This is a genomic window from Stenotrophomonas sp. SMYL8, assembly GCF_036320065.1.
Classification (GTDB): Bacteria; Pseudomonadota; Gammaproteobacteria; order Xanthomonadales; family Xanthomonadaceae; genus Stenotrophomonas; species Stenotrophomonas maltophilia_A.
The window spans coordinates 290,993-316,882 of sequence record NZ_JAWIRR010000001.1 but is presented as its reverse complement, the minus strand read 5'-3'; the positions used below and the strand labels follow the sequence as shown (position 1 = coordinate 316,882).

At 66.1% G+C, this 25,890-nt stretch carries 29 protein-coding genes and 1 pseudogene; 15 read left to right on the top strand and 15 right to left on the bottom strand.

The annotated features are described in order from the left end of the window. Positions 1 to 72: 72 nt before the first annotated feature. Positions 73 to 921, bottom strand: coding sequence for an endonuclease/exonuclease/phosphatase family protein (locus tag V3B25_RS01605; RefSeq protein ID WP_329809891.1), 849 nt, complete (start codon positions 919 to 921; stop codon positions 73 to 75). Between the two features lie 162 nt (positions 922 to 1,083). Between V3B25_RS01605 and V3B25_RS01600 the strand changes: the two genes are divergently transcribed. Further along, complete coding sequence (locus V3B25_RS01600; RefSeq protein ID WP_032129657.1) at positions 1,084 to 2,649, top strand: oligopeptide:H+ symporter; 1,566 nt, start codon at positions 1,084 to 1,086, stop codon at positions 2,647 to 2,649. Between the two features lie 7 nt (positions 2,650 to 2,656). Further along, the gene (locus V3B25_RS01595) at positions 2,657 to 3,283 is read left to right on the top strand and encodes a rhomboid family intramembrane serine protease (protein ID WP_010486760.1); all 627 of its coding nucleotides are present in this window, start codon (positions 2,657 to 2,659) and stop codon (positions 3,281 to 3,283) included. A 43-nt stretch (positions 3,284 to 3,326) separates the two neighbouring features. On the opposite strand, the gene V3B25_RS01590 is transcribed toward V3B25_RS01595, so the two are convergent. Then, entirely contained in the window at positions 3,327 to 3,488 is a 162-nt protein-coding gene (locus V3B25_RS01590; RefSeq protein WP_165929939.1) for a hypothetical protein, read from the bottom strand. A gap of 209 nt (positions 3,489 to 3,697) precedes the next feature. Here V3B25_RS01590 and V3B25_RS01585 point away from each other — a divergent pair, with 209 nt between their 5' ends. From V3B25_RS01585 to V3B25_RS01570, 4 genes are all read left to right on the top strand, one after another. Next, positions 3,698 to 4,000, top strand: coding sequence for a GNAT family N-acetyltransferase (locus V3B25_RS01585; protein ID WP_006455911.1), 303 nt, complete (start codon positions 3,698 to 3,700; stop codon positions 3,998 to 4,000). Between the two features lie 37 nt (positions 4,001 to 4,037). Then, positions 4,038 to 4,919 (top strand): DUF3298 and DUF4163 domain-containing protein, encoded by an 882-nt coding sequence (locus V3B25_RS01580; RefSeq protein WP_049421528.1) that lies wholly within the window; start codon positions 4,038 to 4,040, stop codon positions 4,917 to 4,919. 19 nt (positions 4,920 to 4,938) lie between these two features. Further along, complete coding sequence (gene cfa, locus V3B25_RS01575) at positions 4,939 to 6,054, top strand: cyclopropane fatty acyl phospholipid synthase (RefSeq protein ID WP_049421515.1); 1,116 nt, start codon at positions 4,939 to 4,941, stop codon at positions 6,052 to 6,054. 161 nt (positions 6,055 to 6,215) lie between these two features. Further along, entirely contained in the window at positions 6,216 to 6,977 is a 762-nt protein-coding gene (locus V3B25_RS01570; RefSeq protein WP_329809890.1) for a hypothetical protein, read from the top strand. A 198-nt stretch (positions 6,978 to 7,175) separates the two neighbouring features. Here the strand turns inward: V3B25_RS01570 and V3B25_RS01565 are convergent, their stop codons facing one another. Then, positions 7,176 to 9,344, bottom strand: a complete 2,169-nt coding sequence (locus V3B25_RS01565) for a M3 family metallopeptidase (RefSeq protein ID WP_329809889.1) — start codon at positions 9,342 to 9,344, stop codon at positions 7,176 to 7,178. A 130-nt stretch (positions 9,345 to 9,474) separates the two neighbouring features. Here V3B25_RS01565 and V3B25_RS01560 point away from each other — a divergent pair, with 130 nt between their 5' ends. Then, entirely contained in the window at positions 9,475 to 9,954 is a 480-nt protein-coding gene (locus V3B25_RS01560) for a glutathione peroxidase (RefSeq protein ID WP_329809887.1), read from the top strand. 78 nt (positions 9,955 to 10,032) lie between these two features. Here V3B25_RS01560 and V3B25_RS01555 read toward each other — a convergent pair whose 3' ends face one another. From V3B25_RS01555 to V3B25_RS01535, 5 genes are all read right to left on the bottom strand, one after another. Further along, on the bottom strand, positions 10,033 to 10,812 hold the full coding sequence (locus V3B25_RS01555) for a ferredoxin--NADP reductase (RefSeq protein WP_046984352.1): 780 nt from the start codon (positions 10,810 to 10,812) through the stop codon (positions 10,033 to 10,035). A gap of 79 nt (positions 10,813 to 10,891) precedes the next feature. Continuing rightward, entirely contained in the window at positions 10,892 to 12,763 is a 1,872-nt protein-coding gene (locus V3B25_RS01550; protein ID WP_329809886.1) for an ABC transporter ATP-binding protein, read from the bottom strand. Positions 12,764 to 12,859: 96 nt separating this feature from the next. Continuing rightward, positions 12,860 to 13,681 carry a hypothetical protein gene (locus V3B25_RS01545; protein ID WP_107433039.1) on the bottom strand — a complete coding sequence of 274 codons (822 nt, stop codon included), beginning with the start codon at positions 13,679 to 13,681 and terminating at the stop codon, positions 12,860 to 12,862. Positions 13,682 to 13,747: 66 nt separating this feature from the next. Further along, on the bottom strand, positions 13,748 to 14,197 hold the full coding sequence (locus V3B25_RS01540; protein ID WP_049421521.1) for a carboxymuconolactone decarboxylase family protein: 450 nt from the start codon (positions 14,195 to 14,197) through the stop codon (positions 13,748 to 13,750). Positions 14,198 to 14,233: 36 nt separating this feature from the next. Next, complete coding sequence (locus tag V3B25_RS01535; protein ID WP_329809885.1) at positions 14,234 to 15,130, bottom strand: RNA polymerase sigma-70 factor; 897 nt, start codon at positions 15,128 to 15,130, stop codon at positions 14,234 to 14,236. Positions 15,131 to 15,248: 118 nt separating this feature from the next. On the opposite strand from V3B25_RS01535, the gene V3B25_RS01530 reads away from it, so the two are divergent. The 4 genes and pseudogenes from V3B25_RS01530 to V3B25_RS01515 form a co-directional block, all read left to right on the top strand. Then, positions 15,249 to 16,766 carry a fumarate hydratase gene (locus tag V3B25_RS01530; protein WP_100434984.1) on the top strand — a complete coding sequence of 506 codons (1,518 nt, stop codon included), beginning with the start codon at positions 15,249 to 15,251 and terminating at the stop codon, positions 16,764 to 16,766. A gap of 119 nt (positions 16,767 to 16,885) precedes the next feature. Further along, positions 16,886 to 17,281 carry a hypothetical protein gene (locus tag V3B25_RS01525; RefSeq protein ID WP_329809884.1) on the top strand — a complete coding sequence of 132 codons (396 nt, stop codon included), beginning with the start codon at positions 16,886 to 16,888 and terminating at the stop codon, positions 17,279 to 17,281. Between the two features lie 77 nt (positions 17,282 to 17,358). Then, positions 17,359 to 17,697: a hypothetical protein gene (locus tag V3B25_RS01520; protein WP_121505096.1), complete on the top strand. Its 339-nt coding sequence runs from the start codon at positions 17,359 to 17,361 to the stop codon at positions 17,695 to 17,697. A 58-nt stretch (positions 17,698 to 17,755) separates the two neighbouring features. Beyond that, positions 17,756 to 18,367 (top strand): annotated as a pseudogene (locus V3B25_RS01515) (glutathione S-transferase family protein); the annotation flags it as partial. 95 nt (positions 18,368 to 18,462) lie between these two features. Here the strand turns inward: V3B25_RS01515 and arsC are convergent. The 3 genes from arsC to V3B25_RS01500 form a co-directional block, all read right to left on the bottom strand. Then, positions 18,463 to 18,804 carry an arsenate reductase (glutaredoxin) gene (gene arsC, locus V3B25_RS01510; protein ID WP_329809883.1) on the bottom strand — a complete coding sequence of 114 codons (342 nt, stop codon included), beginning with the start codon at positions 18,802 to 18,804 and terminating at the stop codon, positions 18,463 to 18,465. Further along, the gene (locus tag V3B25_RS01505; RefSeq protein ID WP_019337376.1) at positions 18,804 to 19,958 is read right to left on the bottom strand and encodes a phospholipase A; all 1,155 of its coding nucleotides are present in this window, start codon (positions 19,956 to 19,958) and stop codon (positions 18,804 to 18,806) included. Before V3B25_RS01505 ends, arsC begins: the two co-directional genes overlap by 1 nt. Before the next feature lie 119 nt (positions 19,959 to 20,077). After that, a complete protein-coding gene (locus tag V3B25_RS01500; protein WP_049398758.1) occupies positions 20,078 to 20,563 on the bottom strand; it encodes a DUF456 domain-containing protein in 486 nt (161 codons plus the stop codon). A gap of 236 nt (positions 20,564 to 20,799) precedes the next feature. Between V3B25_RS01500 and V3B25_RS01495 the strand changes: the two genes are divergently transcribed. Beyond that, on the top strand, positions 20,800 to 21,009 hold the full coding sequence (locus V3B25_RS01495) for a cold-shock protein (protein ID WP_005410290.1): 210 nt from the start codon (positions 20,800 to 20,802) through the stop codon (positions 21,007 to 21,009). 71 nt (positions 21,010 to 21,080) lie between these two features. Here V3B25_RS01495 and V3B25_RS01490 read toward each other — a convergent pair whose 3' ends face one another. Then, positions 21,081 to 21,575 (bottom strand): glycine zipper 2TM domain-containing protein, encoded by a 495-nt coding sequence (locus V3B25_RS01490; RefSeq protein WP_010486804.1) that lies wholly within the window; start codon positions 21,573 to 21,575, stop codon positions 21,081 to 21,083. A 136-nt stretch (positions 21,576 to 21,711) separates the two neighbouring features. Continuing rightward, positions 21,712 to 22,146 carry a cytochrome c gene (locus V3B25_RS01485; protein ID WP_032129641.1) on the bottom strand — a complete coding sequence of 145 codons (435 nt, stop codon included), beginning with the start codon at positions 22,144 to 22,146 and terminating at the stop codon, positions 21,712 to 21,714. An 80-nt stretch (positions 22,147 to 22,226) separates the two neighbouring features. Here V3B25_RS01485 and V3B25_RS01480 point away from each other — a divergent pair, with 80 nt between their 5' ends. After that, positions 22,227 to 23,054: a tRNA threonylcarbamoyladenosine dehydratase gene (locus tag V3B25_RS01480; RefSeq protein ID WP_329809882.1), complete on the top strand. Its 828-nt coding sequence runs from the start codon at positions 22,227 to 22,229 to the stop codon at positions 23,052 to 23,054. Between the two features lie 72 nt (positions 23,055 to 23,126). Here V3B25_RS01480 and V3B25_RS01475 read toward each other — a convergent pair whose 3' ends face one another. After that, complete coding sequence (locus V3B25_RS01475; protein WP_154264007.1) at positions 23,127 to 23,906, bottom strand: TatD family hydrolase; 780 nt, start codon at positions 23,904 to 23,906, stop codon at positions 23,127 to 23,129. After that, positions 23,903 to 24,118 carry a DUF6116 family protein gene (locus V3B25_RS01470; RefSeq protein WP_032129638.1) on the bottom strand — a complete coding sequence of 72 codons (216 nt, stop codon included), beginning with the start codon at positions 24,116 to 24,118 and terminating at the stop codon, positions 23,903 to 23,905. The genes V3B25_RS01475 and V3B25_RS01470 overlap by 4 nt, the downstream gene beginning before the upstream one ends. A gap of 163 nt (positions 24,119 to 24,281) precedes the next feature. Here V3B25_RS01470 and V3B25_RS01465 point away from each other — a divergent pair, with 163 nt between their 5' ends. After that, a complete protein-coding gene (locus tag V3B25_RS01465; RefSeq protein ID WP_032129667.1) occupies positions 24,282 to 25,127 on the top strand; it encodes a glycine zipper 2TM domain-containing protein in 846 nt (281 codons plus the stop codon). A 126-nt stretch (positions 25,128 to 25,253) separates the two neighbouring features. Continuing rightward, a complete protein-coding gene (locus V3B25_RS01460) occupies positions 25,254 to 25,796 on the top strand; it encodes a GNAT family N-acetyltransferase (protein WP_049460564.1) in 543 nt (180 codons plus the stop codon). Positions 25,797 to 25,890 lie beyond the last annotated feature (94 nt).

Genomic DNA, 25,890 nt, shown 5'->3' with positions numbered 1-25,890 from the left:
CCCGTGTGGTCGGCCGGGCGGGGGCCCGGCACGGGGGGGCCCCCGGCGGCCCCGCCCCGCGCCCGGCACTACCTATTCGGTCGTGGCCGTATCGCCCTGCAGTCGCAGCGTCGCCATCACGCCCAGGCGCAGGCCGGGCAGGTCGCCGTCGGCCGGCAGCAGGATCGGCTGCTGGCGGATGCCGCCGAAGTGCTTGACCTGGAACAGCACATCCAGGCCGTGGCCGCTGCTGCCACCCCCACTGGCCGCCGGCGCTTCGGCGCGGCCGCCGGGATTGCGCCGGGCCGGCTGGAAGCCGGGCGTGCTGCGCACCAGTTCCACCGTGTTGGCGGAGAAATCACCGGCGATCAGGCTGGGCATGCCCTCGGCGGTGGCGCCGATCCAGGTCATCAGATCGCTGGTCTGATGCTGGCGGGCGGTGGCCTCGTCCAGGTCCGGGCGCAGTCGCGCCACATAGATGTTGACCAACGCCTCGCCCAGCTTCAGCCGCATCATGCCGGCGGCGCTGAAAGTGCCGGGTGGGTGCAGCAGGGTGACCCCGTCTTCGCTGACCGGCAGCCGGGTCAGCATCGCGTTGCCATGCCGCAGCGGCTGGCTGGGCGGATCGGCGGTAACGAAGTCGCAGCTGTAGCGCAGCCGGCTGGCCAGCCAGCAGGCCGGGTTGCGGCCCTGTTGCTGCAGCACCTGCTGCACCGAGATCACGTCCGGCTGCAGGTCGGTCAGCAGCTGCGCGACCTGCTCGCGGCGCTGTTTCCATTGCGTGTCATCGCGGCTGGGCAGTTCCAGCGCGGCCACGGTCAGCTGCCGGGGCTCGTCCCCGCCAGTGGCGGACGCCGGCGCCTGCGGCCGCGCCTGGGCCTGCAACGCCAGCAACAGCGCAAGACAGCTGAGCAGGAGGCGGGCGTGGGCGAGGGGGCGCATAACGATAAGTTTACGCTTTTGTCGTGCAGGTGCCGTGACTTCCGGCACGGCCAACATTGCCTGCCATGGATTGGCACCGTTGTCATGCAGCCCTGCAGCGTGCTTCGCAAGCCCTGGTTCCGGTAACCTTGCGCCTTTCGCTTTGCAGGAATGCCTTACAGGATGAGCCACGACGCAGTCGCCCCCATCGCCGGCCAAGGAAAGATGCCGCGCCAGATTCCGTACATCATCGGCAATGAGGCCTGCGAACGGTTCAGTTTCTACGGGATGCGCAACATCCTGGTGCAGTTCCTGATCACCTCGCTGCTGCTGCAGGAAATCACGGCGGAAGGCCGTGCCGGTGAAGCCAAGGACATCATGCACAGCTTCATGATCGGCGTTTATTTCTTCCCGCTGCTCGGAGGCTGGCTGGCCGACAGGTTCTTCGGCAAGTACCACACCATCCTCTGGTTCAGCCTGGTCTACTGTGCCGGCCACCTGTGCCTGGCGCTGTTCGAGAACAGCCGCGAGGGCTTCTTCCTCGGCCTGGGCCTGATCGCGCTCGGTGCCGGTGGCATCAAGCCGCTGGTGGCCTCGTTCATGGGCGACCAGTTCGACCAGAGCAACAAGCACCTGGCCAAGATCGTCTTCGACGCCTTCTACTGGATCATCAACTTCGGCTCGCTGTTCGCCTCGCTGCTGATCCCGCTGGTGCTGAAGAACTGGGGCCCGCAGTGGGCGTTCGGCATCCCGGGCATCCTGATGTTCATCGCCACCTTCGTGTTCTGGCTGGGCCGCAAGCGCTACGTGCTGGTGCCGCTGCCGCCGAAGGATCCGCATTCGTTCGCCAACGTGGTGCGTACCGCACTGACCACGCGCGTGGCCGGCCAGGGCCGTCCGGGCCTGGTGATCGCCGTGCTCGGCCTGGTGCTGGCAGTGGCCTCGTTCGGCCTGGTTGGCTCGTTGGGCATTGTCATCTGCCTGTGCCTGGCGCTGGTATCGATCCTGGCCGGTATCGGCGGTGGCACCTGGCTGCAGCTCGATCGCGCCCGTGGCCAGCATCCGGCCGAAGCCGTCGAAGGCGTGCGCTCGGTGCTGCGGGTGCTGGTGATCTTCGCGTTGACCACGCCGTTCTTCTCGCTGTTCGACCAGAAGGCCTCGACCTGGGTCCTGCAGGGCCAGCAGATGCAGATGCCGAGCTGGTTCACCGCCTCGCAGATGCAGGCACTGAACCCGCTGCTGGTGATGATCCTGATTCCGTTCAACAACCTGGTGCTGTACCCGGCCCTGCGCCGCTTCGGCTTCGAGCCGACCGCGCTGCGCCGCATGACCGCCGGCATCGCCTTCAGCGGTCTGGCCTGGATCGTGGTCGGCGGCATCCAGGTGGTGATGGACGGGGGCAACGCCATGTCGATCTTCTGGCAGATGCTGCCGTATGCGCTGCTGACCTTCGGTGAGGTGCTGGTCTCGGCCACCGGCCTGGAGTTCGCCTACAGCCAGGCGCCGCAGGCGATGAAGGGCGTGGTGATGAGCTTCTGGAACCTGACCACCACCATCGGCAACCTGTGGGTGCTGCTGTCCAACGCGGCGGTGCGCAACGATGCGGTGACCCACAAGATCGCCAGTACTGGCCTGAGCGAGGCGGCGTTCCTGATGTTCTTCTTCGCCGGTTTCGCCTTCGTCGCGGCGTTGGCCTTCGGTTGGTACGCGAAACGCTATCGTATGGTCGACAACTACCGTAGCGCCTGAGCCTGACATGACCCCCGTCAATCTGCTGTTGATCGCCATCACCGCCATCCTGTCGTGGATGGCGTTCAACAACCGCAAGCTGGCCGACCGCCTGATCCTGTGGCCGCCGGCCATCGACCGTCACCGCCAGTACGACCGGCTGGTGACCTATGGCTTCATCCACGCCGACTGGTCGCACCTGATCTTCAACATGATCACCCTGTTCTTCTTCGGGGGATTCATCGAGAGCGTGATGGTGCAGCTGACCGGCAGCTACCTGACCTACCCGGCGTTCTACATCGGTGCGCTGCTGGTCTCGATCCTGCCCAGCTACCTGAAGAACCAGAAGAACCCGAACTACCTCAGCCTGGGTGCGTCCGGTGCGGTGTCGGCGGTGCTGTTCGCCTTCATCCTGATCAAGCCGTGGTCGATCATCCTGGTGTTCTTCATCCCGGCGCCGGCCATCGTCTACGCCGCGTTCTACGTCGGCTACAGCATCTGGATGGACAAGCGCGGCGGTGACCGCATCAACCACAGCGCGCACCTGGCGGGCGCGGCGTTCGGCGTGATCTTCATGCTGGCCATGCAGCCGAGCATCTTCACTCACTTCCTGCGCGAACTCTCCAACCCGACCTTCCGCCTCGGCGGGGGTTGATGACGGGAGCGGGGCGGATCGGCAGCGATCCGCCCCCGCTGTTTCAGAGCGTGGGCTGCTGACCGTAGGTATCCAGCAGGCGGGCGAACACTTCTTCGCCGATGCGCTGGAAATCCTGGTCCTGGGTCTGCCCCTCCACGGCCAGTTGCAGCAGGCCCTCCAGCAGGGCGCGGTCGGTATCTGAATGGGAATCGCTGGGGTGCATCGGAGCCTCCGCGGTGGTGCGCATGATCAACGGTCGCAAGGGCCGTGCCAGCCTGGCCGTACCCCTCCACAGGCGATAGCGGCCGCCAGCGCTCCAGCTTGAGGGTCGCAAACTGACGTGAATGGAACGGACTTGCCCCTGTTCAGGCTTCACGCGATCATGGCGCCCGGCTGCGCACCATCCACGCAGTCGCCGCAGGAGACAGTTCCATGGCTTCGGTCACGCCCCCCGGTCTGGCCTACGAGGTCGAACACGACCTGGCCAACCATCGCTTCACCGCCCGTGTGCGCGGACAGCTGGCGGTGCTGGACTACCAGATCAAACGCAGGCGCATGGTCATCACGCATACCGAGGTGCCCGAGCCGATTGCCGGCCGAGGCATCGCCGGTGAGCTGACCCGTGTGGCGCTGCGTTTTGCCCGTGAGCAGAAGTACAAGGTGGTGCCGGCGTGTTCCTACGCCGAGGCCTTCCTGCAGCGGCATGAGGAGTACCACGACCTGCTCGTTGGCTGAATGCCAGCGGGCCACGCTTCAGCCATGGCAGGCGATGATGTACAAACATGAACAGGGGATCCCGATGAAGATTGGAAACAACCGGCCATTGCACGGCAGCGTGCTGGCCGGCGTGGTGGGCGTGCTGTTGCTGGCCGGTTGCCAGCGTGAAAGCGAGCCGGCACCGGCGACCGACGCGGCGCCCGCCGCCGAAGCCACCGCCGCAGGCGAAACGCCGGTCACGGAAGCGCCGCTGGACCTGCGCGACGTGATCGAGAACAACGAACGCGAAGTGGTGGGTATCAGCTACCCGGCCGGCATCGACCGCTACCCGGGCCTGGCCCGCGCGCTGCAGAGCTATGCGACGAGTGCGCGCAGTGACCTGCAACAGGCGCTGGACGGGCTGGGCAATGACAAGCCGACCATGCCGTACGAGCTGTCGCTGAGCTTCGAGAAGCTGCTGGAAACCCCGCAGCTGGTAGTGGTCAGTGCCGATGGCAGCCGCTACACCGGTGGCGCCCATGGCGAACCGCTGGTGGCCCGATTCGTGTGGCTGCCGCAGCATCAGCAGATGCTCAGCGCCGAAAAGCTGGTGGCCGATGCCAAGGGCTGGAAGGCGATCAGCGATTTCGTCGCCGACCAGCTGCGTGAACGCGTGGCGACCCGCCTCAGCGGTGAGGACATGGATCCGGCCCAGCTGCAGGAATCGCTGCGCAACGCATCGCGCATGATTGCCGACGGCACCGGCCCGCAGGCCGACAATTTCAGCCAGTTCCAGCCGCTGACCGACGACAAGGGGCAGATCACCGCGCTGCGCTTTGTTTTCCCGCCGTACCAGGTGGGTCCATACTCGGACGGCACCCAGACCGCCGATGTACCGGCGGCGGTGCTGTTGCCGCACGTGGCCAAGGACTACGTGGAGCTGTTCGCACGCGGTTGACCGCAGTCGAGGAGGTGGCGTGGATACAGGGTTGCAGGAGCGGGTCGCCGGCCTGCTGCAGGAAGCCGGGGTCCGCATCGGCGGTACCCAGCCACAGGATATCCAGGTTCATGATCCGCGCTTCTTCGCGCGGGTCATGGCGCACGGCTCGCTTGGCCTCGGCGAGAGCTACATGGACGGTTGGTGGGATGCCAACGTCCTGGATGAATTCCTTGTTCACCTGATGCAGGCGCACCTGGACGAACGGGTGCACGGTTGGCGCGAAGTGGCCGATGCACTGAAGGCGCGCCTGTTCAACCTGCAGGTGGGACAGGGCAGCTACGAGGTGGGCCGCCGCCACTACGACCTCGGCAATGATCTCTACCAGGCCATGCTGGGCCAGCGCCTGGTCTATAGCTGTGGCTACTGGCGCAATGCCGGCGATCTCGACGCCGCGCAGGAAGCCAAGCTTGACCTGGTCTGCCGCAAGCTGGGCCTGCGCCCGGGGCAGCGTGTGCTGGACATCGGCTGTGGCTGGGGCGAAGCCCTGAAGTTTGCCGCCGAGCGCTACGGTGTCAGTGGCGTCGGCGTGACCATTTCGCAGGAGCAGGCCGAGTTCGCCCGCGAACTGTGCGCCGGCCTGCCGATCGAGATCCGCCTGCAGGACTACCGCGAACTGCACGAGCCGTTCGATGCGATCTTCTCGATCGGCATGTTCGAGCACGTCGGCGACAAGAACTACGCCAGCTTCTTCGAGGTGGCCAGGCGTTGCCTGTCACCGCGCGGCCTGCTGCTGCTGCACAGCATCGGCACCAACATCTCGCGGCATCGTACCGATCCGTGGATCGCGCGCTACATCTTTCCCAACTCGATGCTGCCATCGGCGGTGCAGATCACCAAGGCGTTCGAGGGCCGCTTCGTGCTGGAGGACTGGCACAACTTCGGTACCGATTACGACCTGACCCTGCAGGCCTGGCGGCGCAACGTGGAAGCGGCGTGGCCGCGGCTGGATGCGCGCTACGACGAGCACTTCCGGCGCATGTGGCGCTTCTACCTGGCCGGGTCGATGGCCACCTTCCGTTGCCGGCACGCGCAGCTGTGGCAGCTGGTGCTGTCGCCGGAAGGCGTGCCGGGTGGGTACGTGGCGCCACGTTGAGGCTGCACTTCTGCCCTGCGCGACCGATGGTGCGGGTCGTGGAAGAAGCGACATCGCTTAACGTCATGCGCGAGCGTTGTCGGCGCTGTGCCTGGCTGGGGTGACGTGGGCGCTAGACTTGTCGACCAGCGGCATCACCGCTTCACTGAAGGCATCGCAGCATGGGTTGGGACATCACCTATCATCCGATTGCGGAATCCGAGATCCGTGACATCTATTTCCGTGCGCTGGAGGATGGCGCGCTGGTCGCCGAGCTGCAGCAGCGGTTCCAGATCGAGCCGTTCTACATGGAGCAGCTGCAGGAGCGCATCGAGGAGGCTCGCTCGATCAGCGCAGAAGTGCCTTTCGAGAAGGGGCACGCTCTGTACCTGGCGATGGTGGCCGGCCACCTTCGGCGGTATCACTATCTCCGCGGGAGCGCCCTTTCGTTTTTCATCGACGATCCGGTGGTCGCCCGCTATTTCGCGGACTGGCGGCAACTGGTGCCGTTGCAGTGGGCAGATGCTGCCGCCGGCAACCATCTACGGGAAAACTATGGTGGTGGCGTGTTCATCACGCATGCCCGGCTGAAGCAGTTACGCGCTGATTATGCAGTGGACAGCGCACTGGCTGCGCGCCTGGAGGAGCTGTTCTCCGATGGACGCCTGGTCGTTTTCTGGCGTGTTGTCGATGATGCCATCGCCAAGGGCTGTGGACTGCTGGAGGCCAGCGAGGTGGTCGAGCCGAACCCGATGGATCTCAATGCATCGACCAGCTTGAGCAATCTGCTGAACTGCGCGCCGGATGGCGCGATGCTGTACGCGGAGGCCGCGGCGACACAGCTGGCGGAGTTCGTGGCAGCGCACCCGGATATCGCATCGACTGCCGCTGCCACGCCCGGTACGCCGAAAGGGCGGTGGTGGGAGCGACTGTTTCGGCGGTGACCGGAGAGCATCCACGCATGGCGTGGATCTACTGGTGGGTGCCGACCGTTGGTCAGCACGATCCATTCGCGCCACGAACCCCGGCATCATCGATCCACACATGACGCACTCCAGTAGATCCACGCCATGCGTGGATGCCCCAACAAAAAACCGCCCGGTCTCCCGGGCGGTTTTCGTTTCAGGCTACCGCGCGGGCGATCAGTTGCCGGCGCCGGTCAGGCCACGCTTTTCCAGCAGCGGTTCGATCTGCGGCTCGTGGCCGGCGAAATCGCGGAACAGCTGCATGGCATCCACGCTGCCGCCCTTGGACAGCAGGGTGGCGCGGAAGTGGTCGCCGTTCTTGCGGCTCAGGCCGCCGTTGTCCTTGAACCACTTCTGGGTGTTGGCGTCGAGCACTTCCGACCAGATGTAGGCGTAGTAGCCGGCCGAGTAGCCGCCCATGATGTGGCTGAAGTACGGGGTCTTGTAGCGCGGCGGGACCGGCGCGTAGTAGATGCCGTCCTTTTCCAGCGCGGCGCGCTCGAAGGCCATCACGTCCTTGGCTGCAGGCACCTGGTCGGCGCCGATCTGGTGCCAGCGCTGGTCCAGCATCGCCGCACCCAGGTACTCGGTGGTGGCAAAGCCCTGGTTGAACTTGGCCGCGGCCAGCACCTTGTCCAGCAGCGCCTGCGGCATCGCCGAACCATTCTGGTAGTGCTTGGCGTAGTTCTTCAGGATGACCGGGTTGTCCGACCACATTTCGTTGACCTGCGAGGGGAACTCGACGAAGTCACGCGGCACCGAGGTGCCCGAGAAGTACGGGTACTTCACGTTGGAGAACATGCCGTGCAGGGCGTGGCCGAACTCGTGGAACGTGGTGTTCACCTCGTCCCAGGTCAGCAGGGTCGGCTGGCCGGCCGGCGGCTTCGGAATGTTCAGGTGATTGGCGACCACCGGCTTGAAGCCGGTCAGCTTGGACTGCGAGACGTAGGAGTTCATCCACGCGCCACCGCGCTTGGAGGCGCGTGCATACGGGTCGAAGATGAAGATCGCCAGCTGGCTGCCGTCGGCGTCGAACACGTCGTAGACGGTGACGTCATCGTGGTAGACCGGCAGGTCGGTGCGCTGCTTGAAGGTCAGGCCGAATTCCTGGCCCGCGGCGTAGAACACGCCGTTCTCCAGCACGTTCTTCATTTCGAAGTACGGCTTCAGCTGCGACTCGTCGAAGTTGTACTTGGCCTGGCGCACCTTCTCGCTGTAGAAGGCCCAGTCCCACGGTTCCAGCTTGAACGTCGGCTTGCCAGCGGCCTTCTGTTCCTGGTCGATCATCGCCTGCAGGTCGGCGGCTTCACGCTTGGCGTTGGCCACCGCGGCCGGGGCCAGCTTGCCCAGCATCGCGTTGACCGCTTCGGGGGTCTTGGCGGTCTGGTTGGTCAGGTTGTAGGCGGCAAAGTTCGGGAAGCCCATCAGCTTGGCCTTGTCGGCGCGCAGCTGCATGATGCGCGAGACCAGCGCGGTGTTGTCGAACTCACCGCCGCGGCTGCCGCGGCTCACCGATGCTTCGTAGATCTTCTGGCGCAGGGCGCGGTTGGCCAGGTTGGTCAGCGGCGGCTGGCCGGTGGTGTTGAGCAGGGTGATCACGTACTTGCCGTCCTGGCCGCGGGCCTTGGCGGCTTCGGCGGCGGCGGCGATCTGCTCCTTGGACAGGCCGTCCAGTTCCTTGACGTCGTCGACGGTGATCGCCGAAGCGTTCACCTCCGACTGCACGTTCTGGCTGAACTTGGTACCCAGGTTGGCCAGCTCGGCGTTCATCTCCTTCAGCTTGGCCTTGTCGGCGTCGGACAGCTTGGCGCCTGCGCGCACGTAGTTGTCGTAGTACTTCTCGACCAGGCGCACGCCTTCGGCGTCCAGGCCCAGCTGGCTGCGGGTGTCATACAACGCCTGGATGCGGGCGAACAGCTTGCCGTTCAGCGCGATCGCATCGCTGTGCGCGGCGAACTTCGCCGAGTAATCAGCCTGCAGCTTCTTGCGGGTGTCGTTGGTGTCGGCGCCGACCAGGCTGAAGAACACGGTGGTCGCACGGTCGAGGATGTCACCGCTCTTTTCCAGGGCGATGATGGTGTTGTCGAAGGTCGGCTTGGCCTTGTTGTTGGCGATCGCCTCCACTTCCTTCAGCTGCTGCGCCATGCCGGCGTCGAAGGCCGGGGCGAAGTCGCTGTCCTTGATCTTGTCGAACTGCGGGAAGTGCAGCGGCAGCGGGCTTTCGGCGAAGAACGGATTGGCCTGCTGGGCATGGGTGGTGGCAGCCGGGGTGGCGGCGCCGGCCGAGAAGGCGGGCAGGGCAAGGCCGAGGGACATGGCCACGGCAAGGGCAAGGCGAGTGGTCAAGGTAGGAACTCCGGTAAGGCAAACAAGGGCCCGAGGGTAACCCGGCCGGCGGCGCCCGCACTTGTGTCAAAAGGCATGTTGCCGGGGCCGGGCGCGGGTACCATGCATTCACCGCCCACGGCCCACTGCCATGACCACTGCCTACGACTTCAGCTTCCGCGACCTCGACGGCCAGCCGCAGGCCCTGGCCCGGTACCAGGGGCACCCGATGCTGCTGGTCAATGTCGCCAGCCGCTGTGGCTTCACCCCGCAGTACACCGGGCTGGAACAGCTGTGGCAGCAGTATCGCGAGCGTGGCCTGGTGGTGATCGGGTTCCCATGCAACCAGTTCGGTGCACAGGAGCCCGGCGACGCCGCGCAGATCCGCCAGTTCTGTTCGCTGGACTACCCGGTCAGCTTCCCGCTGTCGGAGAAGATCGAGGTCAACGGCGACGGGGCTGATCCGTTGTGGGCATGGTTGTCACGCGAAAAGCGCGGCCTGCTGGGTAGCGCCCGCATCAAGTGGAATTTCAGCAAGTTCCTGGTCGACCGCCAGGGGCAGGTGGTGTCGCGGCATGCGCCCACCACCAGGCCGGAGCAGCTGCGCGGCGAGATCGAAGCGCTGCTGTGAGATGAACCCGAAAAGGGGACGGAGGGGATTAAGTCGTTTGTGCACAAACGACTTAATCCCCTCCGTCCCCTTTTTTGCTTATTTCTCGACGAACGCGCGCTCGAACACGTAGTGGCCCGGCTGGCCGATACGCGGCGAGACCTGGAAGCCACGGGCATCGAGCACGCTGCGCAGGTCGGCCAGCATCTGCGGGCTGCCGCAGATCATCGCGCGGTCGTTCTCCGGGCTCAGCTCCGGCAGGCCGAGGGTGCGCTGCATCTCGCCGCTTTCCATCAGCTGGGTCAGGCGGCCCTGGTTGGCGAACGGCTCGCGGGTGACGGCCGGGTAGTACAGCAGCTTGTCGCCGATCATCTCGCCGAGGAATTCATGCTCACGCAGTTCCTTCTCGAAGTAATCGCGGTAGGCCAGGTCCTTCTCGTAGCGCACGCCGTGGCAGAGGATCACCTTCTCGAAGCGCTCGTAGGTTTCCGGGTCCTTGATGACCGACAGCCACGGCGCCATGCCGGTGCCGGTGCCCAGCAGGTACAGGTTCTTGCCGGGGTGCAGATCGCTGATCAGCAGGGTGCCGGTGGGCTTCTTGCCGACCAGCACCTTGTCACCCGGCTTGATGTGCTGCAGGCGCGAGGTCAGCGGGCCGTCCTGCACCTTGATGCTGAAGAACTCCAGATGCTCTTCCCAGTTGGCGCTGGCGATGGAATACGCGCGCAGCAGCGGCCGCGCCTCGGTTTCCAGGCCGATCATCACGAACTGGCCGTTCTCGAAGCGGAAACCGCTGTCGCGGGTGAGGGTGAAGCTGAAGTAGGCATCGGTCCAATGACGGACCTCAAGCACCGTTTCGGCGCCAAAAGCGGAGGACATGGGCGTATCTATCGAAAGTCGTCGGGGTGATTCTATCTCAAATGAGACAGGTTCTCATTAGGCGGAACGAGAGGCGTTCTCAGCGGTAGCCGGCCGCCTGCAGCTCGAACAGCTCGGCGTAGCGGCCGCCCTGGACCATCAGCTCTTCATGGGTGCCGCTGGCCTCGATCCGGCCATCGGCCAGCACCAGGATGCGATCGGCCATGCGTACCGAGGAAAAACGGTGGGAAATCAGCACTGCGGTGCGATTATCCGCCAGTTCCCTGAACCGCTGGAACACCTCGAACTCACTTCGCGCATCCAGCGCCGCCGTTGGCTCATCCAGGATCATCACCTGCGCATTGCGCATCCATGCACGGGCGATGGCGATCTTCTGCCATTGGCCACCGGACAGGTCCACGCCCTGCTTGAAGCGGCGACCGATCAGCTGGTTGTAGCCGCCGGGCAGGTCGTCGATCACTTCCTCGGCCATGCCGCGCCGCGCGGCGTCGGCGATGCGTGCCTGGTCGTCCATCGCCTCGACCTGGCCGACGCCGATGTTTTCGCCGGCGCTGAGGTTGTAGCGCACGAAGTCCTGGAAGATCACCCCGAGGTTGGCGCGCAGGTCGTCCAGGTCGTAGTCGCGCAGGTCGCGCCCATCGAGCAGGATGCGGCCCTCGTCCGGTTCGTACAGCCGTGCCAGCAGCTTCACCAGCGTGGTCTTGCCGGCGCCGTTCTCACCGACCAGCGCCAGTACTTCGCCAGCCTGCAGCTGGAAATCAAGGTGGCGCACCGCCCATTGCTCGGCATCCGGGTAGCGGAAGCCGACGTTCTCGAACACGAAGCCCTGCCGGATCGGCTGCGGCACGCGCACCGCACCTTCACGCGAGTGGATTTCCGGCTGGATCTGGAAGAACGAGAACAGGTCATCCAGGTACAGCGCCTGACTGGCCACCTGCGAGAACCCGATCAACAGGCCCTCCAGCAGCTGGCGCAGGCGCAGGAAGCTGCCGGCGAGGAAGGTCAGGTCGCCGATCGAAAAGTCGCCGCGCACCGTGCGCCAGGCGATGTAGGCGTACGCTGTGTAGTAGCCCAGTGTGCCCAGTGCGGCCAGCAGCGTGCCCCAGAACGCGCGGCGCCGGGCCAGGGCGCGGTTGGCCTGGAAGAGTGCTACAGACAACCTGCGATAGCGCTTCACCAGGAAGCGGTGCAGGTTGTAGATCTTCACTTCCTTGGCCGTTTCCACGCTGGCACCGAGCTGGCGCAGGTAGTCGAGCTGGCGGCGCTCGGGCGTCCACTGGAAGTTGAGGCTGTAGCCGGCCGCGTTGAAGTGCGATTCGCCGACGAAGGCCGGCACCAGTGCCAGCGCCAGCAGGAGGATCAGCCACGGCGCGTAGACCAGCAGGCCGATGGCGAGGCTGGCCACGGTGATCGCGTCCTGCACCTGGCCGAACAACTGGCTCATCAGGTTCATCCGGCCCATGGTCTGGCGTCGCGCACGGTCCAGCTTGTCCTGCAGGTCCGGGTCCTCGAAGTCCTCCAGATCCAGCGTTGCCGCGTGTTCCATCAACCGGATGCTGGTGACGTTGGCGAACAGTTCCGAGAGCAGGGCATCGGCGTAGCTGACCAGCCGGCCGAGCAGATCCGAGGCGATGGCCAGGCCGAATTCCAGCGCCAGCAGGCCCAGCAGCGGATTCAGTATGCCGCTGGACAGTGCTTCGCCCAGCGGCGGGAAGCCAGCGTCGTGCTGGCTCAGGTGCAGGGCGCTGTCGATGATCAGCTTGCCGACGTAGAGCATCGCCACCGGCAGCAGCGCACGGATCAGGCGCAGGCCAAGGCTGGCCAGGGTGAGCGCGGGGCTGGTCTTCCAGACCATGCGCAGGAACGGTGGCAGGTTGCGCATCGCCCTGAAGCGCTGGCGCAGGCTGGGTTTCTTCGCGGCGGCAGCGCCAGCGGTGGGGGTAGCAGGCATGTGCGTATTGTGCGCGCCCTGCGCGTGGCGGAGGCATGAACGGGGCGCATGCCTGCCATGCGCCGGCAGGGCAGCGCGTCGGCGCCGCCTGCGCGCTCAGTCCAGTGCAGCCAGCAGCGCAGGATGGTGAGCGAACCAGAAGCGCAGGGCCCCGCTGTCGATGCCGTAGGCGCCTTTCCAGAAATCGACCGGATAGCTCCAGTCCGAAGAGCGCGACGTGCGCGGTGCCAGACCGACCCGGGTGAAGCGTTGCGCCAGGCCGGGATGCTCGGGGGTCTGCAGCAGCCCGGCATGGCCCAGGGCATCCAGCAGGTGACGCGCCTGCTCGACGGACAGTTTCAGGCCCGGCAGCGCGCGCACGCGTTTGACGATGGTCGACGGGGTGTCCTTGGCGTCGCTCTCGTGGTGCAGCAGCCGCAGCAGTGCCACCAGTGTGCTCATGTCGCCGGGCGCCCGTCTGGGCGTCAGATTGTGTTGTTCCAACAGGAAGGTGATGGCGTTTACGCTTCCGCCGAGCACGACCCCGATGTTGTGGCGGACGCGCGCCCAGCTGGTCGGGTCGAATCTGCCTTCGCGGACCTGGCCGCAGACCGCACAGGCGAGGCTGGGGTGTGGCTGCTCCTGATGCCTGGGGAAGTGCACCATGAACGCATACGCCGACAGCCCGGCGCGCAGGTCGCTGCGGTTCTCCTGCACGCCGAGGATGAAGTTGTCTGCCACATGCTGGCGGTCGGCGCGGGCATAGGCGGCGAACATCCGCACCTGGAGGGCCTCATGGCCCGGATGTTCGACGGGCCACAACAGTCCATGCCGTTCAAGCGTCGACAGGAGTTCGGGCGGCGCGGTGTCCCGCTCCCGGTACTGGGTCAGCGCCTTCAGCGCCTCCTTGCTGGGCGTGTCGGGGGCTTCGTCGGCCATGACGTTCGGATGCTTCCTGCGGGGCAGGTACAGTGCCCGGCGGTCCAGGCACTGTCAACGAAGCGCTCAGGGCAGCGGCGGCAGCAGCCCGGCGCCCAGCCGGTTCCAGGCATTGATCACCGCGATGCCCATGCTCAGGTCGCTGATGCCCTTCTCATCGAAGTGCGGTGCCAGTGCATCGAACGCCGCCTGTGACGGTGCACCGTCGGTCAGCCGGGTCAGTGCCTCGGCCCAGCCCAGCGCCGCACGCTCGCGTGCATCGAAGAAACGGCTTTCGTGCCAGGCGGGCAGGGTATCGAGCTTGCGCGGCTCGATGCCGCCCTTGCGCAGCGCCGTGCCGTGCATGTCCATGCAGTAGCCGCAGCCGTTGAGCTGCGACACGCGCAGGAACACCAGTTCCATCAGGGTCGGATCGATCGAGCTGTCATGCACCGCCTGGCTGGTGGCCAGCAGGCCCTTGAAGGCTTCGGCGGCCAGGCGGGTGTAAGGGACGCGGGGAGAGGCGTGGTCGAACATTTTCGGCTCCACGGCGGCCACGATGGCCGCCTTTCATTACAAGGACGCCGTGCCGTCACCGCGCGTGACAACGTCCGGCAACTTTTCCGGATTCAACACGCTGTACACGTTGGCGATGCGGCCATCGACCACTTCGATGGTGGTGATCGAATGCAGGCGGTCGCCGAGGAAGCGCAGGATCGCCGGCTCGCCATTGACCCAGCCCATCTGCGCGGTGTGGCCCAGGCCGCGGCGCGCGATGGCCCAGAACAGGCGGCCGATGCGTTCGGCGCCCAGCAGCGGGCGCACCGCTGCGGTGACCACGCCGCCGCCGTCGGAAACCAGCAGTGCGTTGGCGTGCAGCAGGGCCTGGATCGCCTCGCTGTCGCCGCGCTGGGAGGCGTCCATGAAGCGCGCCAGCAGCTGCCGGTGCTGGCTGGGGTCGGCATTGAAGCGCGGTCGCCCGGCCTGCAGGCGTTGCCGCGCGCGGTGCACCAGCTGCCGGCAGTTGGCCTCGCTGTGGCCGATCAGGTCGGCGATCTCGCGGTAATCGTGATCAAAGGCCTCCTTCAGCAGGAACGCAGCGCGCTCTTCGGGGCCGAGCTGCTCAAGCAGGGTCAGGAAGGCCACCGAAACATCATCGGCAAACGCATGCAGCTGGGCCGGGCCAGGCGCCGGATCCGGCTCCAGCGTGACCGCCAGCGGTTCAGCCAGCCACGGCCCGACGTAGTGCACGCGCTCGCGCTTGGCCGCGCGCAGCCGGTCCAGGCCGAGCCGGGTGGTGGCGGTGACCAGCCAGGCCTCGGCGTCGCGGATGCTGGCCGGGTCGGCGCCCGACCAGCGCAGCCAGGCGTCCTGGACCACATCCTCGGCGTCGGCGCGGCTGCCGAGCAGGCGGTAGGCCAGGGCCATCAGGCGCGGACGGTGGGTCTGGAAGGCGGTTTCGGCGTTCATATGGGCAAGGACGCCGCGGCGGGCAGGGACGTGACACGAATGTACAACGGCACCCCCGGTGGCAGAGGGGGTAAAATGGGCGGATTACCCCCGCCAGCCTCCAGCAAGCGAGCAAGTCGTGACATCGATCAAGCAGGAAGACCTCATCCAGTCCATCGCCGACGCGCTGCAGTACATCTCGTACTACCACCCGGTCGACTACATCAAGAACCTTGCCGCCGCCTATGAGCGCGAGGAGTCGCCGGCCGCGAAGGAGGCGATGGCCCAGATCCTGATCAATTCGCGGATGTGCGCCGAAGGCCACCGTCCGATCTGCCAGGACACCGGCATCGTCACCGTGTTCCTGGAAATCGGCATGGACGTGCGCTGGGACGACGCCACCATGGGCGTGGAAGACATGGCCAATGAAGGCGTGCGCCGCGCCTACATGCACCCGGACAACAAGCTGCGCGCCTCGGTGCTGGCCGATCCGGCCGGCAAGCGCATCAATACCAAGGACAACACCCCCGGCGTGGTCAACGTCAAGGTGGTGCCGGGCAACACGGTCGACGTGATCGTCGCCGCCAAGGGCGGTGGTTCGGAAGCCAAGACCAAGTTCGCCATGCTCAACCCATCCGACTCCATCGTCGACTGGGTGTTGAAGACCGTGCCGACCATGGGCGCCGGCTGGTGCCCGCCGGGCATGCTCGGCATCGGCATCGGCGGTACCGCTGAAAAGGCGATGCTGCTGGCCAAGGAGGCACTGATGGAGCCGATCGACATCACCGAGCTGCAGGCCCGTGGTGCCTCCAACCGCATCGAAGAGCTGCGCCTGGAGCTGTACGAGAAGGTCAACGCGCTGGGCATCGGCGCACAGGGCCTGGGTGGCCTGACCACCGTGCTCGACATCAAGATCAACGATTACCCGACCCATGCGGCCAACCTGCCGGTGGCGATGATCCCGAACTGTGCGGCCACCCGCCATGCGCACTTCACCCTCGATGGCAGCGGCCCGGTGATGCTGGATCCGCCGTCGCTGGAGGACTGGCCGACGTTGACCTACGATTCGTCCAAGGGCACCCGCGTGGACCTGGATACGATCACCCCGGAAGATGTGGCCAGCTGGAAGCCGGGCCAGACCCTGCTGCTCAACGGCAAGCTGCTGACCGGCCGCGACGCCGCGCACAAGCGCATGGTCGACATGCTCAACAAGGGCGAGGAACTGCCGGTCGATCTGAAGGGGCGCTTCATCTACTACGTCGGCCCGGTCGATCCGGTGCGCGACGAAGTGGTGGGCCCGGCTGGTCCGACCACGGCGACCCGCATGGACAAGTTCACCCGTCAGGTGCTTGAACAGACCGGCCTGCTGGGCATGGTCGGCAAGGCCGAGCGCGGCCCGGCGGCCATCGAGGCGATCCGTGACAACAAGTCGGCCTACCTGATGGCCGTTGGTGGTTCGGCCTACCTGGTGTCCAAGGCGATCAAGGCGGCGAAGGTGGTTGGTTTCGCCGACCTGGGCATGGAGGCGATCTACGAGTTCACCGTGCAGGACATGCCGGTGACCGTGGCGGTGGATTCCACCGGCGAATCGGTGCACAAGACCGGCCCGCGCGAGTGGCAGGCCCGCATCGGCAAGATTCCGGTGGTGGTGGAGTAATTCCTCCCGTTCCGGTCCAGACAACGGCGCCCGTGTGGCGCCGTTGTTGTATGCAGCCTGCCCGTGGATGGTGTGCTCTGCTAACGTGCGCTGTCTGACGTATTGGAAGGGAGTCCATCGTGCTGCAGTGGTCGCGTGTTTTCGTGTTGCTGGTCGCTGCGCTGGCATGCAGTGCCTGCGGGCCACGTTATTTCGTCGAACCGCCAACCCACGAAGCGGGGAGGATCTGCGCGTCGGTCTGCGAGAGCCAGAAGGCGACGTGCGACTTCCATAACCGCGTCCACGCGGAGTCGGATCAGCGCAGCTGCGAAAGCGAGAAGAGCCGGATCATCAGTCGTTGCAGTGGTATCGCCGACGACAAGCAGCGGCACAACTGTGAAGGGGGCAACGGCGCCGGCACCTACTGCGGTTCCCCGGCGCTTCCTTCATGCAGTGCTCCGTACGCCCAGTGCCTGCTCTCCTGCGGCGGCACCGTGAATGAAGTCCGCACCGACACCGGCATTCCCGTGTACTGATTCGGGGGCGCGCGTCGCTGCCTGCACGAGTAACCGTAGTCTGCTAGGGTCGGCACACCCCTGCACTGGATGTGCCCATGCGCCTGCATCGATCCCTCGCGGCTGTGTTCCTGCTGGCCCTGGCCGGCTGCAGTACCCCGGCGTCGTACGAAGGCGCGGATTTCCCCGCATCAGCGCAATGCCGCGTGCAGTGCCAGGCCGGCTATCGCAGCTGCATGGCGCAGAATGACTCCCTCGGCAGCCGCCAGAGCAATTGCGAGCAGCAGGTGGTGCCGGCGCCGGACAAGCGCTGCAAGGATGTGGACAACCCGGACCTGCGCCGTGCCTGCGAACTGAAGGCGCATGACTGCACGATGCGCGCGCCGATGATGTCCTGTGGCGAACGCCGGGATTCCTGCATGAGCATCTGCGGCTGAGCAGCGACCGCGCGCGCGGGTGCATAATCGGCGGATCCACCCGCACAGGATCCGCCGCATGAGCACCACGCTGTATGGTTCGACCAGTACCGCCGCCCTAGTGGTGCACTGGCTGCTGATCGAGCTGGGTATCGAGCACGAACTGGTACTGCTGGATTTCGACACGCGCGAGCACAAGTCGGCGGAGTATCTGGCGCTGAATCCGGCCGGTGTGGTGCCGACGCTGCTGATCGATGGCTTGGTACTGACCGAAGCGGCGGCGATCGCACTGTATCTGGCTGACCGCCATCCGGAGGCCAACCTGCTGCCCGCACTGGGCACGCCGCAGCGCGCCGATGCCTACCGCTGGATGTTCTGGTGTGCCAATACGCTGCAGCCGGCCTATCGTGCTTGGTTCTATCCGCATGAAATGGCGGGCGAGGCAAATATCGAAGCGAGCCGCGAGATGGCCCGTCAGCGCCTTGAGGCGGCCTGGCAGCAGGTCGCCACGCACCTGCAGGCGCATGGCCCCTACCTGCTGGGCACCACGCCCTGCGTGGTCGACTACATGCTGGTGATGCTGATGCGCTGGTCGCGCAACATGCCGAAGCCCAGCGACACCTGGCCGGCGCTCAAGGTGCATGCCACGTCGATGAAGGCGCGCCCGGCGTTCGCCGAGGTATACCGCCGCGCGGCCAGCCCCGCCGGGCGCTACACCCAACCGGGCCCGGAGGGGATTAAGTCGTTTGTGCACAACCGACTTAATCCCCTCCGTCCCCTTTTCCGTTACAGGATCTCCAGCACCGTTTCCGGTGGACGGCACAGCCGTGTGCCCTTGGGCGTGCGTACCACGGGGCGGTTGATCAGGCGCGGGTGTTCGGCCATCGCGGCCAGCAGCGTGGCATCGTCGGCCTCTTCCAGGCCCAGTTCGGTGAACTGCGCTTCCTTGCTGCGCACCAGATCACGTGCGCTCAATCCGGATTCGGCCAGCACCTGGCGCAGTGTGGCCACATCGGGTGGATTGCCGAGGTACTCGATCACCTCCGGCTCGAAGCCGGCATCGCGGATCAGCTTCAGTGCGCCGCGCGAATTGCTGCAGGCCGGGTTGTGCCAGATCGTCACGTCCATCAGAACCACTCCAGCAGCGACACGCCCACGCCCACGTAGGTGGCTTTGTGGTTGTAGTCGATCAGGCTTTCGCCGTAGCCGTCGAAGATCTGCACGTGGCCGCGCAGCAGGTTGCTGATCGGGAAGCCGTAATCCAGCTGCAGGGCACCGTGTGAGCGGCTGCCGGTACGCAGCGAATGGCGTGCCATCAACGAGACTTCGTGGCCGTTGCGGTTCCAGGTCAGGGTCGCATCACCGCGGCCCATGTAGTCCTCGATGTCCGGATTGTTGTCGTCGCTGCGGGTCTCGGGAATGCGGTACCACGGCCGCAGCACCAGCGCCCAGTTCTCGCGGTCCAGGCCGATGTTGAGCATGACCCGGTTCCAGCTGCGCGACAGCGGATCGGCGCGGCCGTTGGACTGGTGGTTCAGCGCGATGCCGGTCATGCGGCCGCGCCAGCCACCGATCGAGTAGCCGTTGCGGAACACCATCATCACTTCCGGCTCGTAATTGGTTTCGCGGAACGGGCGCGAATCCTCGCCGTTGTAGGCCTGCCAGCGCGAGCTCTGGGTATAGCCGGCCCAGATGTCGCCGTTGTCGCCGAACAGGTTCTCGGCGATCTTGGTCTTGAAGCTGATCTGGAACTTCAGTTCGGCGCTGTCCAGCACCTGCGGCGTGGTGACCGTGTTGGCCGGGTTCGGCGAATGCGGCGTGGTGTTGCGGTCGCTGGTCCAGAACGCCGGCAGCAGGTACACCGGCTTGTAGGCACGCAGCTGGAATGGGCCGAGCTTGGAGTCCTCGGCCAGTTCCCAGCGGCTGTCCAGCAGCGAACCGCGGCCGGCATTGGCCAGCGCGCTGTCCGGCGCAGCGGGGCGGAACAGGTCGCTGACCCGCTCGCGCAGTTTCTCTTCGCCCTGGCTCACGCGTGCGGTCTGGCGTTCTTCGCGACGGGCCTGCGCGGCCGCCTCGGCAGCGGCATCGGCGGCGGCCGTGGCCTGCGGCGTATGCGCGAACAGGCGGTCATAGCAGGCCAGGCGCGCCGCGTCAGTGGTGATGGCGGCACACGCCGCGGGCGAGGTATCGGTGCTGGGCACGAATTCCTGCGCGGCCAATGGGGCACTGGCCAGGGCCAGCGCCAGCGGCGCAAGGCGGGGAAGCAGCGGGGGGAGGGTCATTCCAGCAGGCCCTTCGGTGAATACGGGAATCGCACAGTGTGGCGGCTGTACCGCATCGCGGCCAGCCCCCACGGTTTATGCACGGCCACCGCGTGCGCGCGGCGTGAAGACGGTGCGGCTTACAGGAACCAGGCGAAGGCGAACAGGCCCAGCATCGCGATCACCACAGCCAGTTTCAGCGCCAGGCCGAGCAGGATGCCGAGCCAGGTGGCCAGACCCACCTTGGTCGAGCGGCCCAGTTCACGGGTGTGCCAGTACTCGCCGGCGAGGGCGCCGATCAGGGGCCCGGCAAAGAGACCGATCGGCATGAAGAACAGCCCGACGATGCTGCCGACGAACGTGCCCCACAGCGCCTTGCGGCTGGCACCGACCCGCTGCGCACCCACCACTGTGGCCAGCACGTCCACCAGCAGCGAGAGCAGGGTCAGTACGCCCAGCGCGACCAGGGTCGGCCAGCCGACGTGGGCGAAGCCGTCGGCCCACGCAGCCAGCAGCAGTCCGATGAACACCAGCGGGATGCCGGGGAGGGCCGGAAGGATGATTCCGGCGATGCCGACGAGGACAAAAATGACCGCTAGCAGATATAAGATGAATGAGAGTCCCATGCTGTCCCGTATGGTGGTCGTTTTGGGGTTGACAGTGAAAGATTTTGCCAGTTGATTTTTCGTTTTGGGCGGGTTAAGTTGCAGTCGCTGAGCTTGGCAAGGTCACCGTGGATCGTGGCCTGATGAAGCAAGATCTTCCCGATCCGCTGCATCGATGCACCTCGCTTCCCCCTTGCTTGTCAGCCGCCCACCAGGCGTTTCCTACAACAAGAGAGAGTCACCAGGGAGTTAGTGAGATGTCTGATCGCGAGACCGGTACCGTCAAGTGGTTCAACGATGCAAAGGGCTTCGGCTTCATCAGCCGTGAAAACGGCGAAGACGTGTTCGTGCACTTCCGTGCCATCCAGACCCAGGGCTTCAAGAGCCTGAAGGAAGGCCAGAAGGTCACCTTCACCGTCGTGCAGGGCCAGAAGGGCCTGCAGGCCGACGCCGTTCAGCCGACCTGATCGCGCTGCATACCGTCAAATGAAAAGGCCCGCGCAAGCGGGCCTTTTCTTTGCCATCGGCCCGATGCAGGTCAGCGCAGGATGACCTTGCCGTTGACTACGCGCACGTAGGTGTTCTCGCGGATGCCGCCGAGGTCGCGCTGGTTGACCACGATGGTGCGGCCATCGTCCATGCGCACGCTGATGTCGTAGGTGTCGCTGGTCACGTTCTTCTGGATCTGGTTGCCGGCCAGTGCGCCACCGACCGCGCCTGCAGCGGCGGCGATGTTCTTGTTGCCACGGCTGCCGCCGGTGTGGTCGGAGATCTCGTGGCCGGCCACGGCGCCGACGATGCCGCCCAGGATCGCGCCGGTCGCGCTGGGCGCGGTACGGCCGGACTGCACGGTGTTGATGCGGGTCACGATGCCGCAGTCGGCGCAGCGGCCCTGGTTGTAGCCACCATTGTTGCCGTAGCCGCCATTGTTGTAGCCGTTGTTGTAACCACCACCGCCGTAGCCGGGCGAGGTGGCACAGCCAGCCAGGGCAAGGGTAGCGATGGCGCTGGCGGCGATGAGCTGGATCTTCATGGGGCGTCTCCTGGCCGTGAAGGCGGGTGTCTGGGGTGGTACTGCGTCATGCAGCAGGGTGGACGAATCGTCCCCTTTTGAACGTGAACAAGGCGCCAACCGCGCAGGCCTTGTCCGGCTGCAGGATGAATGCGGCTCAGCGGAAGTCCTGGTGGCAGGCGCGGCAGTCGGCCTGCACCGTTTCCACCACCTGGGCCAGGGCCGTGCAGTTGCTGGGCGGCGCAGCCAGAGCGGCGTTGAGGTTGCCGCGCAGCTGGCTGGCATGTTGCTGGAACTGCGCGCTGTCCTTCAGCCCGGGAAAGGCCAGGTCCAGGTCGTTGGACAGCAGGCGCATCGCCTGCAACCGCGGCACGCTGTCGGCCAGGCTGCAGCGGTTCTGCTGCTGGGCCTGCTGCAGCAGCTGTGATTGCCGTTGCATCACCTGCATCAGGCTGTCCGGGAACGGATCGCGGCGGGCCTGCAGGGCGCGGCCGACCATCACCGTGGCGATCAGGCCGATCAACAGGCCCAGGCCGAGCACGAACAGATAGCGGTAGGCGGTGGACGGGCGGCGGGGCGGGCTGGCGTTCATGGCGGGCTCTCCGGACGTGCAACGGTGGGTTCGATGCCGGCGCGCTGCAGGCGCTGGCGCCTGCACGTTAAAATAGCCGGATGAACGAACAGGTCAAACAACGCTTCGCCGGCATCGAACGGCTGTATGGCGTGGGCGCGCTCGAGCGCCTGCAGGGCAGCCGCGTGGCGGTGGTGGGCATGGGTGGCGTTGGCTCGTGGGTGGTGGAGGCATTGGCCCGTTCGGCGGTGGGTCACCTGACCCTGATCGATGCCGATGACATCTGCGTGTCCAACACCAACCGGCAACTGCCGGCGATGGAAGGCAACTACGGCCGCAACAAAGCCGAGGCGATGGCCGAACGCTGCCGCGCGATCAACCCGGACATCGAGGTCGATGCCGTACAGGCGTTCCTGACGGTGTCGAACATGGCCGAACTGCTGGACCGTGGCTTTTATCTGGTGATCGATGCCTGCGACAGCTTCCGGGTCAAGGTCGAGACGATTGCCTGGTGCCGCCGCCGCAAGCTGCCGCTGCTGACCGTGGGTGCCGCCGGTGGCCGTACCGATCCCACCCTTGTGCGCATCCGCGATGTCTCGCGCACCGAGCACGACGCCATACTGGCGTTGATCCGCAAGAAGCTGCGCAGCGAGTTCAACTTCCCGAAGAATGCCAAGCGCTACTTCGGCGTGCCGGCGGTGTATTCGCTGGAGAATGTGAAGTACCCGCAGGCCGATGGCAGCGTCTGTGGCATCCGCCCGAACCTGGGCGCTGATGCGGCACTGAAGCTGGACTGCGGCGCGGGCCTGGGTGCGGCGACCCACATCACCGGTGCGTTCGCGTTCGCGGCGGTCGGCAAGGCGCTGGAAATGCTGCTGGAGCCGAAGAAGGTGAAGGCCGAAATGGTCGAGGATCACGCTGACGCGTGATGGTAGTGCCGGCCGCTGGCCGGCAACTCCGGAATGATTGAATCAGCGCAGATGCCGGCCAGCGGCCGGCACCTACCGTTGCATTGCGGGCAGCGCGAACAGCCGCCGCGCGTTCTCCGTCGTGGCCTGGGCCACCGCGTCCAGCTCCATCCCGCGTAGCGCCGCCACGTGGCGGGCGATGATCGCCAGCCGTGCCGGTTCGTTGCGCTGGCCGCGGATGCCGGCGTCAGGCTGGTCCGGAGCGTCGGTCTCCAGCAGCAGCTGTTCCAGCGGCATCTCGCGCACCAGCCGCTGCAGGCGTTGCGCGCGTTCGTAGGTCAACGGGCCGCCGAGCCCGAGCAGGAAGCCCTGCCTGTGCAGTTGCGCTGCCTGTTCTGGACTGCCGGAAAAGCTGTGCACCACGCCGCGCAGGCCGCCGACGCGACGGATCGCGGCGATCACCGCATCCACCGCGCGCCGTGCATGCACGATCACCGGCAGCTCGAACTCACGGGCCAGTTCCAGCTGACCGATGAAATATGCCTGTTGCGCCTCGGCATCCAGGCCTTCAACGAAAAAGTCCAGACCACATTCGCCGATCGCGCAGGGGCGTTCGCGTTCGATCCACTCGCGCAGCAGCGGCAGGTGCCCAGGCTGGTGCTCGGCCAGGAACATCGGATGCAGGCCGTAGGCTGGGTACAGCCGCGGCGCCTGCTGGCAGACCTCGCGCAGCTTCGGCCAGCTGGCTGCGGTCACCGCCGGCACCACCTGCTGGTGCACGCCAGCGGCCTGCGCACGCTCGACCACCGCGGCTCGGTCGCGGTCGAACTCGCTGGCGTCCAGATGGCAATGGCTGTCGACCAGCAGGCTCAATGCTGCTCCAGCGGCGGAGGCGTGGTGGCGTTGCGGCGCTTCCAGTTGGCCAGCAGCAGGGTGCCGAAGCCGAGCACCAGCTCATCGACGAACGGAATCGGGTCCGGGATGAACAGGGTCAGCGCGAACAGGCCCGCGGTGAGCTTGAACAGGGTGGGGTAGCGCAGCCGGCGCGCCCATTGCAGTACCGGCAGCAGCATCGGGTTGGCCATGGCGGGGGTCCTCCTGGGGAATATGCAAACGCTACCACGGGCCCAGCATTTCCCGATGCTGAATGGGTTACGGGAATGAGCAGGAAATGTGGAGATCCCGTTCAGGCAGCGCATGCTGCAATCTGGTTCGAGAACGTTGCGGATGGTCCGCAAGGAGCAGGTCATGAAAAGCACAACTACAACTGTCCTGGTCGCAGCGGGCGCGCTGCTGGTCGGTGGCATCGCCACTGCCGCCTTCATGAAGAGTGGCGACAAATCGCCCGATTCCATCAGCGCCGGAACCCCCAATGGTGAATCGCGCCTGGTCGATGGCAACGCCACCGACGATGGCGCGCGTGGTGACACTCTCGACCCGACCGCACCGCGTGGGCTGGAATATGCCGATGTGCTGAAGGTCGACCCGATCACCGAGAAGCAGAAGGCCTACGCCACCGTGATCGGCACCGATGCGGTGCGCGAGACCTCCACCACCCAGACCCCGCATGAAGTCTGCCAGGACGTGACGGTGCAGGAGCGACTGCCGGAACGTGACGGCAACGTCGGCGGTACCGTGGTCGGTGCTGTGGTGGGTGGCCTGCTGGGCAACCAGGTCGGCGGCGGCAATGGCAAGAAGGCCGCCACTGCGGCCGGCGCGGTGGCCGGTGGCTTCATCGGCAACCAGATCGACAAGCGCCATGTGGGTGGCCGCGTGGTCAACCGCACCGAGCGCCAGTGCCACACCGAGACCGCGACCTCCGAGTCGAGCCGCGTCACCGGCTACAACGTGACCTACCGCAACGAGGACGGCACCACCGGCACCATGCGCATGGCCAGCAAGCCGGGCAACCGCATTGCCATGGGTACCAACGACGTGGTGAAGGGGTACAACGTGACCTACCGCTATGACGGCGCCGAGAAGACGGTGCGCATGGACAACAAGCCGGCCAGCGATCGCCTGCCGGTGGTCGATGGCCAGCTGGTCACGCAGACCGCTGCTGCCGGTGCCACGGCGGCCAGCACGCGCCAGTAATCCAGACGCCGCATGCAGTACCTGACGGGCCGGCTTATGCCGGCCCGTTTCGTTGCAGCCGGCGAAATTCATCCGCGCGGGGCGCGAATCCACCATCATGGACGCTTCCTTCGACATGGAGCCGGCATGAGCATCTTCGACCTGCGCATCGAAACCGAGCGCCTGATCCTGCGCCCGCTGCTGCGCGAGGACTACGAACCGTATCTGGCGTTCTGCGCCGATGAGGAAACGATGCGCACCCTCGGTGGCGTGCAGCCGCCTTCGGTGGCCTGGCGTGGCTTCTGCAGCCTGGCTGGCGCCTGGCAGCTGTTTGGCTTCTCGATGTTCAGCGTGATCGAGAAATCCAGCGGTGACTGGATCGGGCGGATGGGGCCCTGGCAACCGCAGGACTGGCCCGGTACCGAGGTCGGCTGGGGCATCCGTCATGCCAGCTGGGGCCGGGGCTATGCGCCGGAAGCGGCGGTTGCAGCAATCGATTGGGCGTTCGACACGCTGGGCTGGGACGAAGTGATCCACACCATCGCCGAGAACAACGACAACTCGCGGGCCGTGGCGCGCAAGCTCGGCAGCACGCTGCTGCGGATGGGGGAGTTGCCAGCGCCGTACAACGACAAGCCGATGCAGATCTGGGGCCAGTCGCGCGAGCAGTGGCGGCAGCGCGCGCGCTGAGCCTTGCCCGGTAGTGCCGGGGGCGGGGGGGCCCCCCCCCGGGGGGGGGGGGGGGGGGGGGGGGGGGGCGGCGCGGGGGGGGGGGGGGGGGGGG